General features: G+C 70.0%; 13 protein-coding genes and 1 pseudogene. 10 read left to right on the forward strand and 4 right to left on the reverse strand.

What is annotated here, in order from left to right:
• Positions 1-318: 318 nt before the first annotated feature.
• The 4 genes from NRF20_RS35535 to NRF20_RS35550 all read left to right on the forward strand — a co-directional run bounded on the left by NRF20_RS35535 (position 319) and on the right by NRF20_RS35550 (position 5,440).
• Complete coding sequence (locus NRF20_RS35535; RefSeq protein ID WP_398629079.1) at positions 319-1,383, forward strand: glycine betaine/L-proline ABC transporter ATP-binding protein; 1,065 nt, start codon at positions 319-321, stop codon at positions 1,381-1,383.
• A complete protein-coding gene (locus tag NRF20_RS35540; RefSeq protein ID WP_413753920.1) occupies positions 1,376-4,009 on the forward strand; it encodes an ABC transporter permease/substrate binding protein in 2,634 nt (877 codons plus the stop codon). The genes NRF20_RS35535 and NRF20_RS35540 overlap by 8 nt, the downstream gene beginning before the upstream one ends.
• 162 nt (positions 4,010-4,171) lie before the next feature.
• On the forward strand, positions 4,172-4,717 hold the full coding sequence (locus NRF20_RS35545; protein WP_398629077.1) for a helix-turn-helix domain-containing protein: 546 nt from the start codon (positions 4,172-4,174) through the stop codon (positions 4,715-4,717).
• 15 nt (positions 4,718-4,732) lie between these two features.
• On the forward strand, positions 4,733-5,440 hold the full coding sequence (locus NRF20_RS35550; RefSeq protein ID WP_398629076.1) for a helical backbone metal receptor: 708 nt from the start codon (positions 4,733-4,735) through the stop codon (positions 5,438-5,440).
• Here NRF20_RS35550 and NRF20_RS35555 read toward each other — a convergent pair.
• Complete coding sequence (locus NRF20_RS35555) at positions 5,379-6,530, reverse strand: TDT family transporter (RefSeq protein WP_398629075.1); 1,152 nt, start codon at positions 6,528-6,530, stop codon at positions 5,379-5,381. The genes NRF20_RS35550 and NRF20_RS35555 overlap by 62 nt on opposite strands.
• Positions 6,531-6,600: 70 nt before the next feature.
• On the opposite strand from NRF20_RS35555, the gene NRF20_RS35560 reads away from it, so the two are divergent.
• Positions 6,601-7,524, forward strand: a complete 924-nt coding sequence (locus NRF20_RS35560) for a LysR family transcriptional regulator (RefSeq protein ID WP_398629074.1) — start codon at positions 6,601-6,603, stop codon at positions 7,522-7,524.
• Positions 7,525-7,575: 51 nt separating this feature from the next.
• On the opposite strand, the gene NRF20_RS35565 is transcribed toward NRF20_RS35560, so the two are convergent.
• Positions 7,576-8,361: a gamma-glutamyl-gamma-aminobutyrate hydrolase family protein gene (locus NRF20_RS35565; RefSeq protein WP_398629073.1), complete on the reverse strand. Its 786-nt coding sequence runs from the start codon at positions 8,359-8,361 to the stop codon at positions 7,576-7,578.
• Positions 8,362-8,482: 121 nt separating this feature from the next.
• Complete coding sequence (locus tag NRF20_RS35570) at positions 8,483-9,178, reverse strand: FadR/GntR family transcriptional regulator (protein ID WP_398629234.1); 696 nt, start codon at positions 9,176-9,178, stop codon at positions 8,483-8,485.
• A 109-nt stretch (positions 9,179-9,287) separates the two neighbouring features.
• On the opposite strand from NRF20_RS35570, the gene NRF20_RS35575 reads away from it, so the two are divergent.
• From NRF20_RS35575 to NRF20_RS35595, 5 genes and pseudogenes are all read left to right on the forward strand, one after another.
• Positions 9,288-10,655: a glutamine synthetase family protein gene (locus NRF20_RS35575; RefSeq protein ID WP_398629072.1), complete on the forward strand. Its 1,368-nt coding sequence runs from the start codon at positions 9,288-9,290 to the stop codon at positions 10,653-10,655.
• A gap of 8 nt (positions 10,656-10,663) precedes the next feature.
• A complete protein-coding gene (locus NRF20_RS35580; RefSeq protein ID WP_413753921.1) occupies positions 10,664-12,043 on the forward strand; it encodes an aldehyde dehydrogenase family protein in 1,380 nt (459 codons plus the stop codon).
• A gap of 6 nt (positions 12,044-12,049) precedes the next feature.
• Positions 12,050-12,841 carry a 3-oxoacyl-ACP reductase gene (locus NRF20_RS35585; protein ID WP_351262297.1) on the forward strand — a complete coding sequence of 264 codons (792 nt, stop codon included), beginning with the start codon at positions 12,050-12,052 and terminating at the stop codon, positions 12,839-12,841.
• A gap of 61 nt (positions 12,842-12,902) precedes the next feature.
• Positions 12,903-12,971 (forward strand): annotated as a pseudogene (locus tag NRF20_RS35590) (hypothetical protein); the annotation flags it as partial.
• Between the two features lie 106 nt (positions 12,972-13,077).
• Positions 13,078-13,299, forward strand: a complete 222-nt coding sequence (locus NRF20_RS35595) for a hypothetical protein (RefSeq protein ID WP_413753922.1) — start codon at positions 13,078-13,080, stop codon at positions 13,297-13,299.
• Positions 13,300-13,301: 2 nt separating this feature from the next.
• On the opposite strand, the gene NRF20_RS35600 is transcribed toward NRF20_RS35595, so the two are convergent.
• Entirely contained in the window at positions 13,302-14,504 is a 1,203-nt protein-coding gene (locus tag NRF20_RS35600; RefSeq protein WP_266362932.1) for an amino acid deaminase/aldolase, read from the reverse strand.
• Positions 14,505-14,604: the final 100 nt, after the last annotated feature.

Below are 14,604 nucleotides of genomic sequence, written 5' to 3' on the forward strand. Positions count from 1 at the left end.
CCCCGATGATGCCGCACCCCACTGACACCGGCCGTCGCGGACACCGGGGCGAGGGGGCTAGCCCCCGGCGGCGGCCGCTCATCGGTGACCTGAGTCACTCTTGTGTTTGGCTCGTGTAAGTGAGGGCAGGCGCGCAGCCGGAGCGGATCACGTAGCAGTTTCAACCAGTGCACGTGCCATGCGGACCGAATCCGCGCTGCTCCACGGTCTGCCGGAGGGGGTGGCAGACCGTTTTTCGGTTCGACCCGCGAGGTGTATGTGTCAAGGCTGCAAGCTGAGCACTTGTACAAAGTGTTCGGCAGACGACCCGATCAAGCCGTGCAGAAGCTCGAAAGCGGCGCCGACCGCGACGAGCTGCGCGCCGACGGAACGACCGCAGCGGTGATCGACGCCTCGTTCACCGTCGAACCGGGACAGATCTTCGTCGTGATGGGTCTGTCCGGGTCCGGAAAGTCCACGTTGCTGCGCATGCTCAACGGACTTCTGGAGCCCACAGCCGGACGCGTGCTGTTCGACGGCCAGGATCTGACCGCCCTGAGCCCCGCAGAACTGCGCCATGTCCGGTCCTCCAAGATCAGCATGGTGTTCCAGCACTTCGCACTCTTCCCTCACCGGAGCGTGCTGGAGAACGCCGCGTACGGCCTCGAAGTGCAGGGTGTGCCGCGCGCCGAGCGCGAGAAGCGCGCCACCGAGGCGCTGGAGCTGACCGGCCTCGCCGGCTGGGAGAAGTCCTGGCCCGACGAGCTGTCCGGCGGTATGCAGCAGCGTGTCGGCCTGGCCCGCGCCCTGGCCACCGACGCCGACCTGCTGCTGATGGACGAGTCCTTCAGCGCGCTCGACCCGCTGATCCGCCGCGACATGCAGGACCAGCTGCTCGAACTGCAGAAGCGCCTGAAGAAGACCATCGTCTTCATCACCCACGACCTCAACGAGGCCATGCGCCTCGGCGACCGTATCGCCGTGATGCGCGACGGGAAGATCGTCCAGCTCGGCACCGCCGAGGACATCCTCGTCACCCCGGCCAACGACTACGTCGCCTCCTTCACCCAGGACGTCGACCGCACCCGGGTGCTGACCGCGGGCGCCATCATGGCCGAACCGCACACCGTCATGGGCACCAGCACGGACGACGGCGAGGAACTGCGTACCGCCGCCGACGTCCTCAAGGCCGCCCCGGCAACCGTCACCGAGTCCACGCCGATCATCGAGCTCTTCACGCCCTGCTCGCAGAGCGGAGTCGCGGTCGCCGTGACCGACGCCGAGGGCAAGCTCGTCGGTGTCGTACCGCGCGCCCGGCTGCTCGCCGTCCTCGGCGAGCCGATGAGCCCCGCCGAGGCCCCGCAGGACGTCACGACCACCGCGAAGAAGGTGGCCAATGTTTAGGCTTCCTCTCGGTGACTGGGTCGACTCCGCGGTCGACTGGCTGCAGACCCACCTGTCCTGGCTGTTCGACGCGATCAGCTCGATCGTCAGCGGCATGTTCGACGGCATAGCCGCCGTGCTCTCCGCCCCCGCACCGCTGCTCTTCGCGGGCATCGTCGCCGTCGTCGCCTGGTGGCTGCGCGGTCTGCTCGCGGGTGTGCTTGCCTTCGTCGGCTTCGCCGTCATCGACTCCGTCGAGCTGTGGGACGAGGCGATGGACACCCTCACCCTGGTGCTCGTCGCCACCATCATCGCGCTGGTGCTGGCCGTACCGCTGGGCATCTGGGCATCCCGCTCCAAGACCGTCAGCGCAGTGACCCGGCCCGTCCTGGACTTCATGCAGACCATGCCCGCCATGGTCTATCTGATCCCCGGCGTCATCTTCTTCGGCGTCGGCGTGGTCCCCGGCATCATCGCCACCATCATCTTCTCGCTGCCCCCGGGCGTCCGGATGACCGAGCTCGGCATCCGCCAGGTCGACGGCGAACTCGTCGAGGCGGCCGAAGCATTCGGCACCACCCGGCGCAACACCCTGCTGCGGGTGCAGCTGCCGCTCGCCCTGCCCACGATCATGGCGGGCATCAACCAGGTCATCATGCTGGGCCTGTCCATGGTGGTCATCGCCGGCATGGTCGGCGGCGGCGGCCTCGGCGGCGCCGTCTACCGCGCCATCGGCAACGTGGACGTGGGCCTCGGCTTCGAGGCCGGTATCTCCATCGTCATCGTGGCGATGTACCTGGACCGGATGACCAGCGCGCTCGGCCGCGAGGTCTCCCCGCTCGCCCGCCGCGCCCTCGCCAGGGCGCAGTCGATGGCCGGCGGACTGAAGGTCTGGAACCACCGCCCGCAGCCCGTCGTCGCGGTCGTCGGCATCGTCGTCCTCGCACTCGTCGCGGGCGGCATGGGCCTCTTCGGCTCGTCCGGCTCGGACAAGGCCACCGCCGCAGGCGGCTCGAAAATCGGTGCGGGCAAGAAGATCAGCATGGGCTACATCCCGTGGGACGAGGGCATCGCCTCCACCTTCCTGTGGAAGGAGCTGCTGGAGCGGCAGGGCTTCCAGGTCGACGCCAAGCAGTACGAGGCCGGTGCGCTCTACACCGGTATGGCCAACGGCCAGATCGACTTCGAGACCGACTCCTGGCTTCCGGTCACCCACGCCAGCTACTGGAAGAAGTACCAGGACCGCCTGGAGGACATGGGCTCCTGGTTCGGCCCCACCTCGCTGGAGCTGGCCGTCCCCTCGTACATGAAGGACGTCCAGTCGCTGGACGACCTCAAGGGCAAGTCCTCGCAGTTCAAGGGCCGGATCGTCGGCATCGAGCCGAGCGCCGGTGAGATGGGCCTGCTCAAGGACAAGATCCTGCCGGGCTACGGCCTGGACAAGGAGTACAAGGTCGTCGACGGCTCCACGCCGTCGATGCTGGCCGAGCTGAAGCGCGCGTACGCCAAGAAGGAACCGATCGTCGTCCCGCTCTGGTCGCCGCACTGGGCGTACAACCAGTTCGAACTGACCAAGCTCAAGGACCCCAAGAACCTCTGGGGCAAGGGCGACGGCATTCATACCCTGGCCCGCAAGGGCTTCTCCGCCGACAACCCCGAGGTCGGCACCTGGCTCAAGAACTTCAAGATGAGCGAGGACCAGCTCACCGGCCTCGAGGCAGAGATCCAGAAGGCCGGCTCCGGCAACGAGCAGGAGGCCGTCCGTACCTGGCTGAAGGCCAACCCGGGCGTCGCCGACAAGTGGACCCCCGTCGCCGGGGCCAACACGTCCAAGGACACGGGCGGCAAGGACGAGCGCGACCGCGCCGTCGAGATGGCCTGGTTCCCCTGGGAGGAGGACATCGCCGCCACGTACCTGTGGAAGGCGGTCCTGGAGGAGCGCGGCTACAAGATCAACCTCAAGCAGTTCGAGGTCGGTCCGATGTACACCGCGATGTCCCGCGGCCAGATCGATGTGCAGTTCGACGGCTGGCTGCCGTACACCCAGAAGAACTACTGGAACAAGTACGGCTCCCGGCTGACCGACATGGGTTCGTGGTACGGCCCGACATCGATCGAGGTCGCGGTGCCCTCGTACGTGAAGGACGTCAAGTCCCTCGCCGACCTCAAGGGCAAGTCCTCGCAGTTCAAGGGCCGGATCGTCGGCATCGAGCCGGGCACCGCCACGATGGAGAACCTCAAGAAGAACGTGCTGCCGGCATACGGTCTGGACAAGGAGTACGAGGTCGTCGACTCCTCGACGCCCGGCATGCTCGCCGAGCTGAAGCGCGCGTACGCCAAGAAGGAACCCATCGCGGTGCTGCTCTGGACGCCGCACTGGGCGTACAACGAGTTCGGCATGACCAAGCTGAAGGACCCCGAGAAGGCATTCGGCAACGGCGACCGGCTGCACACCATCGCCAGCAAGGACTTTCCGAAGCAGTACCCGCAGCTGACGAAGTGGTTCAAGAACTTCAAGCTGAGCGAGGACCAGCTCGCCGGCCTGGAGAACCAGATTCAGAAGCACGGTACCGGCCATGAGGAAGAGGCCGTGAAGGCCTGGATGGAGAAGAACCCGGGCATCGCGGACAAGATGGCTCCGCAGTAGGGCTCTTTGCAGGGCCTGTGCGGGGGAAGGGGTGGGTGCCGCCGGCGGCGGGCCCGCCCCTTCCGGCTGTCCGGAATACGTTCATCAACCGGCCGACCTTGCGCAACCGTATGCGTAATGTGCTGGCAGCCGGAAGGATGACGAGTCGGGAGGGAGCCGGACATGGACGACAAGGAAGCACTCCGCGTGGGCGCCGCGGTCCGCCGACGGCGCAGATCCCTGGGGCTCACACTGGCCGCGGTCGCGACCCGCAGTGGTCTGTCCGTGCCGTTCCTCAGCCAGATCGAGAACGAGCGGGCCCGGCCCAGCGCCCGGTCCCTGGACCGGGTCGCCGAAGCCCTGGAGACCACCACGGCGCGGCTGCGCGCCGCCGCGGACTCGGCACGCGCCGTCGATGTCGTACGGGCGGGCGAGGGCGAAGGGGTACGCAGGGTGGTGCGCGGACGCCATCAGCTCAGCGCCCTGGAGTTCACCGGTGAACTCGACCTCGGGCGCGAGTTCCAGCACCGCAACGACGAAGTGATGTACGTGGTGCGGGGCGCCGCGGAGGTGGAGGCCGAGGGGCAGGCACACCGGCTGGAGCAGGGCGACACACTTTTTCTGTCCGGCGGAGTGCGGCATCGCTGGCGGGCCACGGTGCCCGGTACGCGGCTGCTGGTCGTCGCGGTCGCCGAGCACATCGACGCAACCTTCGACCCGCGTCGCTGAGAGGGGTTTCCCACCGTGCGAGTCGTCTCCCTGGTCCCCTCGCTCACCGAGGCCGTCGCCGTCACCGCCCCCGGCCTGCTGGTCGGCGTCACCGACTGGTGCACCCACCCGGCCGGTCTGACCGCCGCCCGTATCGGCGGAACCAAGAATCCCGACGTGGCCGCGATCGTCGCGCTCCGGCCCGATCTCGTCGTCGCCAACCAGGAGGAGAACCGCGAACCCGACCTCGCGGCCCTCAGGGCCGCCGGGATCGAGGTGCTCGTCACCGATGTCCGGACCCTCGACCAGGCCTTCGAGGAACTGGAACGGGTCCTGGTCACCGCCTGCGGACAGACCAGGCCGCGCTGGCTGGACGAGGCCGAGGCCGCCTGGGCCGCGCTCCCGCCACCGCGCGCCCCGCGCCGTGCGGTCGTGCCCGTCTGGCGCAGGCCCTGGATGGTGCTGGGCCGCGACACCTTCGCCGGAGATCTGCTGGCCAGGCTGGGCGTCGAGAACGTCTACGCGGACCACGCCGAGCGCTATCCGCGCATCCCGCTCGACGCACTCAACACGGCAGGCGCCGACCTGGTCGTCCTGCCCGACGAGCCGTACCGCTTCACCGCGGACGACGGGCCCGAAGCATTCCCCGCACTGCCCGCCGCACTCGTCGACGGGCGATTCCTCACGTGGTACGGGCCGTCACTGGCGCAGGCGCCTGCGGCGCTGCGAGCAGCGCTCCGCTGAGCAGCCCGCGCAGCGTCCGCACCCCGGCCACCGCCCATGCCGTCACCAGCAGTACGTACAGCGCGACGGCCAGCCAGGTGTACGCCGTGAGACCGGTGTGCCGGGCCAGACCCGCGGCGCCCGTGACACACGTACCGACCGGGAAGGTGAAGCCCCACCACGTCATGCTGAAGGTCATTCCGTTCCGTACGGCGCGCACCACCAGCGCGAGGGCCAGCGCCAGCCACATCAGCGCGAAGCCCATCACCGGCACCCCGTACAGCACGGCGAACGCCCCGAACCCCGAGGCGTACGGCTCCCCGATCGCGCCCGGCGCCACATCGGCGAGCTGATTGACCGCGGTCGTCGACTGGCCCAGCGGGCCGAGGACCAGGAACAGCGTGGGCGTCAGCGCGAGCGGCAGCGGGCCCCGGTGGACGAGCCGGGCGAAGATCAGCGGCAGCATCACCAGCGTGGCCAGCAGACTCAGACCGAACATCGCGTAGCAGGCCAGCAGCATCGCCTCCTGCCACTGACCGGCGGGCAGCTCCGGCACCAGCAGCGGACCGAGCGCCGCGGAGACCATCGGGGCCACCACCGGCAACAGCCACACCGGCGACGCGGTGCCGGGCTCCACCCGGTGACGCACGACCATCAGATACGGAATCGCGACCGCGGCGGCCAGCCCGATCAGCGTGCCCGCCGTGTACAGCACCACGTCCAGGGCCAGGGCCGCCTGGTGTCCGATGACGTCCCGGCCGACCACCATCGACGAGCCGCCGACCGCCAGCAGCGCCATCGAGAGACAGCCGTAGAACGGGGCGACGGCGGGGTCGAGCAGATGGGTGCGGGCCTGGTCGCGATGGGCGATCCAGTGCCCGGTACGGGCCGTGAGAACCGCGGCGAGCATGACCGTCGCGAGCGCCCACACCACCGTGCAGGCACCTCGCAGTCCAGGGACGTGCACGGGCAGCGCGACACCCGCGCTCGCGACGATCGCGGTGCCCATGACGCTCGCGTACCAGTTGGGGCCGATGTGCCGCAGATGGGGCAGCCGAAGGGCGGCCGAATACGGGGCTGGGGACTGCTGCGTCTGCGGAAAGATGGACATGCCACGATTTTCGTGGCGCGGGCCGGGCCCCACCAGGGACTCCATGTCTATGAGGTCATAAGGTGGCTTTATGACCGGTGAAGAACATATTCCCCTCTCCCACCGGGTGCCCGACCTCGGTGCGCTGGAGCTGCTGCTCGCCGTCGCCCGGCACGGCAGTCTGGGGCGCGCGGCACAGGACGTCGGCGTCAGCCAGCCCGCGGCAAGCAGCCGCATCCGGTCGATGGAACGGCAGCTCGGCCTGGCCCTGCTGGACCGCTCGCCGCGCGGCTCCCGGCTCACCGACGCGGGCGCGCTGGTCACCGACTGGGCGCGCAGGATCGTCGAGGCGGCCGAGACATTCGACGTGGGCGCGCAGGCGCTGCGCGACCGGCGGGACTCCCGCCTGCGGGTGGCCGCTTCCATGACCATCGCCGAATACCTGCTGCCGGGCTGGCTGATAGCGCTGCGTGCCGAACGGCCGGACACCGCGGTCTCGCTGCTCGCCGGAAACTCGGCGGCGGTCGCGGGGCGGCTGCTCGTCGGCGAGGCCGACCTCGGATTCGTGGAGGGCCTGTCCGTGCCGGAGGGGCTCGACGGCACGGTCATCGCCCATGACCGTCTGGTTGTCGTGGTCGCCCCGTCCCATGCGTGGGCCCGCCGCCGTACGCCCCTGACCCCGCAGGAACTGGCCGCGACCCCGCTGATCCTGCGCGAGCACGGCTCCGGCACCCGCCAGGTACTGGACGCGGCCCTCGCCGTGCACGGCGGCCTCGCCCAGCCACTGCTCGAACTCTCCTCGACGACCGCGGTGAAGGGGGCGGCGGAGAGCGGGGCGGGACCGTGCGTGCTGAGCGAACTGGCGCTGGGCGAGGAGCTGTCCTCCAGGCGCCTGGTCAAGATTCCGATCGCCGGGGTGCGGCTGAGGCGCCAGCTGCGCGCGGTATGGCCCTCGGGCCACCGTCCGACGGGTCCGGCGCGCGATCTGCTGTCGCTGACGGGGCGGGACACGTAGCGGGGAATCCCGTGTACGCCCGCGCGCCGGTTCGTCCTGCTGACGCCTCTTTCAAGACCGTGGCTCCCGAGGCCGCACGTGCTCGCGGGCCCCCGTGGTCCTCGGCGGTGCGAGGTCCTCGGACGGCGTACGGGCCGGGATCAGCCGGGCCGTCGATGCCGCCACCAGTGCCTGCATCAGCCGTGAGTCGTCGCCCATCTCCGGATGCCACTGCACGCCGAGCACCCACTGCGGCCTGGGCAGTTCGATCGCCTCGACCGTGCCGTCCGCCGCGTGCGCCGAAGCCACGAGTCCCGGTGCGAGCGTTTGCACGCACTGGTGGTGGTAGGTGGGGACGGCTGACTCCCCGGGCACGATCGATGCGCAGAGCGTTCCCGGTACGGTCTTCACCGGGTGTGCGCCGAGGATTCCCGTCGCGCCCAGCGGGCCGGTGTGCCCGTCGAGGTGCTGGGTCAGGGTGCCGCCGAGCGCCACATTGAGCAGTTGCATACCGCGGCAGATGCCGAGGAGCGGCGTACCGGAGTCCAGCGCGGCCCTGATCAGGGCCAGCTCCCAGGCGTCGCGCTCCTGTGCGGGGGGACCGGTCCTGAAGTCGCGCTCCGCGCCGTACAGCCCGGGTTCCACATCGGCGCCGCCCGCGACGACGAGGCCGTCCAGCCGGGCCACCGCGGCCCCGGCCCGGGCGGGGGCGTCCGGCGGGAGCAGGGCGGCCAGGCCGCCGGACTGCTGGACCATCCGCGGGTAGGCGGCCGGGAGGAGGGCGGCGGGCAGCTCCCAGACACCCCAGCGGGCCACGGGCTCCAGATAGGTGGAGACGCCGATGAGAGGTTCGGACACGGGGCGGTCCCTCCGGTCGGCCGCCTGTGCGGGCGGGCTCGGTTCCATGGTTTCAATGGTGGCAGAGAATACCTTTACGTTTCCGGAGGCTGTCACCGAAGCGGAACCGGTGGCACCTCGCTCAGGCCAGGAATCCGCGCAACAGCGCGGCCGTACCCGCACAGTGCTCGCGCATCACCGCACGCGCAGCCTCCGCGTCCCCGTCGAGAACAGCCTCGGTGAGGCTCGTGTGCTGATGCTGCGAATGCTCCAGGTTCCGCACGAGCAGCGGTATGCAGTCCAGCAGATCGTTCACGGTGGCCCGGACGGCCGCGTACTGCGCGGTCAGGGATGCGGAGCCGGAGAGTTCGGCCAGGGTCAGATGGAACAGGGTGTCGCGCCTGCGGTAGTCGGGCAGAGGTGCTTCGTGAGTCGCCGCCAGAGCCGCACGCAGCCGGTCCGCACCCTCGTCCGTCAGCCCCTGCGCGGCGCACAGTCCGGCCGCCCCGGCCTCCAGCACCTCGCGGAAGCGCAGCACGTCCTCGATGTCGACCGACTCCACCTTCCGGCGCAGCTCGTCCTCGCCGGGACTGCCCGTTCGGGGCAGCACGAACGTGCCGCCGTACCGCCCGCGCCTGCTCTCCACCAGGCCCTGGTCCTGCAGCACCTTCAGTACCTCGCGCAGCGTGACCCGGCTGATCCCCAGCAGCTCGGCCAGCTCGCGCTCGGCCGGCAGCCGCCCGCCGCCGGGCACCAGCCCGAGCCTGACCACCTGGAGGATCTGCTCCAGTGCCTCCTCGAAGCCGTTCCCCGCCCGGACGGGCCGCAGTACGGGCATCACGCGGTCGGTGAACTCGCTTTCCTCGGCCACGTCCCGTCTTCCCTTCACAATTAATGGTTCTCTCGCATACCTTAAGTCTTCCGGCTGACCGAAGGAGGAATATCCCGTGGCAGACCGAACACCACCGCTGGGGATCGAGGAACTGCGCGTCCTCGTCAGAAGCGGTGAGATCGACACCGTCGTGCTCGCCTTCCCCGACATGCAGGGACGGCTGCAGGGCAAACGGTTCGCCGCCCGCTTCTTCCTCGACGAGGTCGTGGAGCACGGCACCGAGGGATGCAACTACCTGCTCGCCGTCGACACCGACATGAACACCGTCGACGGATTCGAGATGTCCTCCTGGGACCGCGGCTACGGCGACTTCGCCATGCACGCCGACCTCTCCACCCTGCGCCCGGTGCCCTGGAACGAGGGCACGGCCATGGTCATGGCCGACCTCACCCAGGAGGACGGCTCGCCCGTCGCCGCCGCACCCCGCCGGATCCTGAGCCGCCAGCTGGAGAGGCTGGCCGAGCACGGCTACACGGCCCATGTCGGCACCGAGCTCGAATTCATCGTCTTCAAGGACACCTACGAGCAGGCCTGGGACCGCAACTACCGCGATCTGACCCCGGCCAACCAGTACAACGTCGACTACTCCGTACTCGGCACCGGTCGCGTCGAGCCGCTGCTGCGCCGTATCCGCAACGAAATGGCCGCCGCGGGTCTCACCGTCGAGTCCGCGAAGGGCGAGTGCAACCCGGGCCAGCACGAGATCGTGTTCCGTTACGACGAGGCCCTGGTCACCTGCGACCAGCACGCCGTCTACAAGACCGGCGCCAAGGAGATCGCCGCCCAGGAGGGTGTCGCGCTCACCTTCATGGCCAAGTTCAACGAGCGCGAGGGCAATTCCTGCCACATCCATCTCTCGCTGCGGTCCGCCGACGAGGCCGGGCGCAGCGTCATGGCGGGCGAGGACGGCGGCATGTCCCCGGTGATGCGGCACTTCCTCGCCGGACAGCTGGCCGCCCTGCGCGACTTCTCCCTCCTCTACGCGCCGAACATCAACTCCTACAAACGCTTCCAGCCGGGCTCCTTCGCCCCGACCGCCGTCGCCTGGGGCCACGACAACCGCACCTGCGCGCTCCGCGTCGTCGGCCACGGCCGCTCGATGCGCTTCGAGAACCGGCTGCCCGGCGGTGACGTCAACCCGTACCTCGCCGTCGCCGGACTGGTCGCGGCGGGCATCCACGGCATCGAGAAGGGTCTAGAACTCCCCGAGCCCTGCGGAAACAACGCCTATGCCGCCGACTACGACCACGTCCCCACCACACTGCGCGAAGCCGCCGAACTCTGGGAGAGGAGCGAGATCGCCAGGGCGGCCTTCGGTGACGACGTCGTCGCGCACTACCGCAACATGGCCCGCGTCGAACTCGAGGCCTTCGACGCCGCAGTGACCGACTGGGAGCTCCGCCGCTCCTTCGAACGCCTGTGAGGCACCCCGTGACCACGCCCGCCCACCCGGTGGAACACCACGTACTCAACCCGGCGACCGAAGAACTCCTCGCCACCGTCCCGTCCACCACCACCGCCGAGGTCGACGCGGCAGTCGTCCGGGCCGCAGCCGCCCAGCGAACCTGGGCCGCCCTCGCCCCCGCCGACCGCGCCAGGCTGCTGCGCCGCTTCGCCACCGCCGTCGACGGCGAAGCCGAACAACTGGCCCGCCTGGAGGTCCAGGAGGCCGGCCACACCCTCGGCAACGCCCGCTGGGAAGCGGCCAACGTCCGCGATCTGCTCGACTACGCCGCCGGGGGAGTGGAACGACTCGCCGGCCGGCAGATCCCGGTCCCCGGCGGACTCGACATCACCCTCCTCGAACCCCTCGGCGTCATCGGCGTGATCGCGCCGTGGAACTTCCCCATGCCGATCGCCGCATGGGGCCTCGCCCCCGCCCTCGCCGCCGGCAACGCCGTACTCCTCAAGCCCGCCGAGACGACCCCGCTCACCGCCCTGCGGCTGGCCCGGCTCGCCCTGGACGCAGGGCTTCCCGACCACCTCCTGCAGGTGCTGCCGGGCGCGGGCGATGTGACCGGCAACGCCCTGGTCGAGCACCCCGGCGTCGCCAAGATCGTCTTCACCGGCTCCACCCGGGTCGGCAAGCAGATCATGGCCAAGTGCGCCGACCGCGTGAAGCGGCTCACCCTCGAACTCGGCGGCAAGAGCCCCAACATCGTCTTCGCCGACGCCGACATCGAGGCCGCCGCAGCCGCCGCACCCATGGCGTTCCTGGACAACGCCGGCCAGGACTGCTGCGCCCGCACCCGCATCCTGGTCCAGCGATCCGCGTACGACCGCTTCCTGGAACTGCTCGCCCCCGCAATCGAATCGGTCGTGGTGGGAGACCCGTCCGACGAGAACACCCGGATGGGCCCGCTGATCTCCCGGGCGCAACTGGAACGGGTGCGGAGTTACGTGCCCGAGGACGCGACCGCCCTCAGCGGCAAAGCACCCGAAGGGCCCGGCTTCTGGTTCCCGCCGACCGTCCTCACCGACGCCCGCCCGGACTCACCCGTCGCGACCGAAGAGGTATTCGGGCCGGTCGCCGTCGTTCTTCCCTTCGAGGACGAGGCCGATGCCGTCCAGCTCGCCAACGCGACGGAGTACGGCCTCGCCGGGTCGATCTGGACCCGCGACGTGGGCCGCGCACTGCGCGTCTCCCAGTCGGTCCGGGCCGGGAACCTCTCCGTCAACTCCCACTCCAGCGTCCGCTACTGGACCCCGTTCGGCGGCTACAAACAGTCCGGACTCGGCCGCGAACTCGGCCCCGACGCGCTTGCCGCATTCACCGAAACCAAGAACGTCTTCATCAGCACGGAGGCCTGAGCCAGTATGACCACCACCGACAGCGAGAACATCTGCCGCCGCCTGGTCGGCCGCACCGCCGTCATCACCGGAGCCGCCAGCGGCATCGGCCTGGCCACCGCACGCCGGCTGGCGTCGGAGGGCGCCCATGTCGTCTGCGGCGACATCGACGAGAACGCGGGCAAGGCCGCGGCCGAGGAGGTCGGCGGCACGTTCGTGCGCGTCGACGTCACCGACCCCGAACAGGTCGAGGCGCTCTTCAAGACCGCGTTCGACACCTACGGCTCCGTCGACATCGCCTTCAACAACGCGGGCATCTCCCCGCCCGACGACGACTCCATCCTCACCACGGGACTGGAGGCATGGAAGCGCGTCCAGGACGTCAACCTCACCTCCGTCTACCTCTGCTGCAAGGCCGCCCTGCCCTACATGCGCCGCCAGCGCCGCGGCTCGATCATCAACACCGCGTCCTTCGTCGCGATCCTGGGAGCGGCCACCAGCCAGATCTCCTACACCGCGTCCAAGGGCGGCGTCCTCGCCATGTCCCGCGAACTCGGTGTGCAGTTCGCCCGCGAAGGCATCCGGGTCAACGCGCTGTGCCCGGGACCGGTCAACACCCCGCTGCTCCAGGAGCTGTTCGCCAAGGACCCGGAACGCGCGGCCCGCAGGCTCGTGCACATCCCGGTCGGGCGGTTCGCCGAAGCCACGGAGATCGCGGCAGCCGTCGCCTTCCTCGCGAGCGACGACTCCTCGTTCGTCAACGCCACCGACTTCCTCGTCGACGGCGGTATCTCCGGGGCGTACGTCACACCGCTCTAGAGTTCACCGCCAACAGGAGCTCGTCGGGATCCCGTCGGCGGCGGAACCCTGGAGTGGTGGGATGAGCACCGCGACACCGCCCGGCTGGCATCCGGACGCCGCGTCACCGGGTACCGAGCGGTGGTGGGACGGTACGGCATGGACCGCGCATACCCGCCCGATCGCCTCCGTACCCCAGCAGTCCGGGCCGCCCGAGCCGGTCGCGAACGCGTACGGGAACGGCAGCGGCAGCGGCAGTGCGGCGACCGGTGGTGGCGCCCGGGTCGTCGCGCTCGCCGTGGAAGTCGCTCGTCCTTCCGTCGACGGTCGGCAGCGAATCACTGATCGTCGTGCGCTACGCCTTCGACGCGGGGCCCGACGGCCCGCCGCTCTCCCTCATGGACACCATCACCGAGGAGATCCGGCCGATCGACGACAGCGGGACGAGCGGCGGCGTGGGCAGCTCCGTGGCTCCCTGAGCTCACAGGAACGTACGGCCCTCGCCGCGGTACGTCGGTGCGGTCGCCGTCACCCGGTCACCCTCGATCAGCTGCAACTCGTCGAAGCGTTCGCACATTTCACCGGCCTTCGCGTGCCGGAACCACACCTTGTCGCCGATCAGCAGATCGTCGGCCGGGGCGCCGAGCAACGGGGTCTGCACCTCGCCCGGCCCCTCCTGCGGGTCGTAGCGCAGTCCCTCCGGCAGATACGGGACGGGCAGCCGGTCCGCACCCGCGGGCCCGGACGCCGGATAGCCGCCACCGAGGACCGTCACCACACCCACACCCGGCCGGCGCACCACCGGCTGGGCGAACAGTGCCGCCGGACGCGCCGTGAACGACGTGTAGTTGTCGAACAGCCGCGGTACGTAGAGCCCCGATCCGGCCGCGATCTCGGTCACCGCGCGCTCCGCCGCGGTGTGCTGCACACTGCCGGTGCCGCCACCGTTCACGAACTCCAGGTCCGGCGCCACCGCCCGTACCGCCCGCACGACCTCGGCCCGCCGGGCGGCCAGCTCCTTGCGGCCCGCTGCCTGCATAAGACGGATCGCCCTGGAGCGCAGCGGCCGTCCCGCGACCGAATCCCCGACCCCGGCGATATGACCCTCGTACGCCATCAGACCCACCAGCCGGAAGCCGGGCCTGCGCGTCACCGAGCGCGCCAGTTCGGCCAGTTGGGCGGGGGAGCGCAGCGGTGAACGCAGGGCACCGATCCTGACCCGTCCGCCGAGCAGCTGCAGTGAGGTGTCCAGCTCCAGACAGACCCGGATCTCCTCGCGGCCACCGGCCCGTGCCGCGTCGATCAGCTCCAGCTGTGCGTGATCGTCCACCATCACCGTCACGGCGGCGGCCAGCTTCGGATCGGCGGCCAGCTCCGCGAAGGCGGACCGGTCGGCAGACGGATAGGCCAGCAGTACGTCGTCGAAACCGGCCCGCGCCAGCCACAGCGACTCGGCCAGTGTGAACGACATGATCCCGGCGAACCCGGGCCGCGCCAGCACCCGTTCCAGCAGGGCCCGGCAGCGCACAGACTTGCTCGCCACCCGGATCGGCTTCCCTGCGGCCCGGCGGACGAGGTCGTCGGCATTGGCATCGAACGCATCGAGATCGACGACGGCGATCGGGGCGTCCAGATGAGCGGTGGCCCGGTCGTAACGGGTCCGGTCAGCAGCGCGGGAGGTCATGGCCGCAGCTTGCCAGACGGCCGTACCGCTGGGTAGGGGGATGATCTGCGCAGATCGTCCAGAGGCAGGCCGTCCCGCTCCCACCGGGGCCGTTCCACCC

The organism is Streptomyces sp. R-74717 (genome assembly GCF_047305335.1).
GTDB lineage: Bacteria > Actinomycetota > Actinomycetes > Streptomycetales > Streptomycetaceae > Streptomyces > Streptomyces atratus.

Bases quoted from the DNA above. Each gene is read 5' to 3' on its own strand.
- NRF20_RS35560 (WP_398629074.1), top strand. From the start codon at position 6,601: ATGACCGGTGAAGAACATATTCCCCTCTCCCACCGGGTGCCCGACCTC.
- NRF20_RS35585 (WP_351262297.1), top strand. From the start codon at position 12,050: ATGACCACCACCGACAGCGAGAACATCTGCCGCCGCCTGGTCGGCCGC.
- NRF20_RS35540 (WP_413753920.1), top strand. From the start codon at position 1,376: ATGTTTAGGCTTCCTCTCGGTGACTGGGTCGACTCCGCGGTCGACTGG.
- NRF20_RS35555 (WP_398629075.1), bottom strand. From the start codon at position 6,530: ATGTCCATCTTTCCGCAGACGCAGCAGTCCCCAGCCCCGTATTCGGCC.
- NRF20_RS35600 (WP_266362932.1), bottom strand. From the start codon at position 14,504: ATGACCTCCCGCGCTGCTGACCGGACCCGTTACGACCGGGCCACCGCT.
- NRF20_RS35545 (WP_398629077.1), top strand. From the start codon at position 4,172: ATGGACGACAAGGAAGCACTCCGCGTGGGCGCCGCGGTCCGCCGACGG.
- NRF20_RS35570 (WP_398629234.1), bottom strand. From the start codon at position 9,178: ATGCCCGTACTGCGGCCCGTCCGGGCGGGGAACGGCTTCGAGGAGGCA.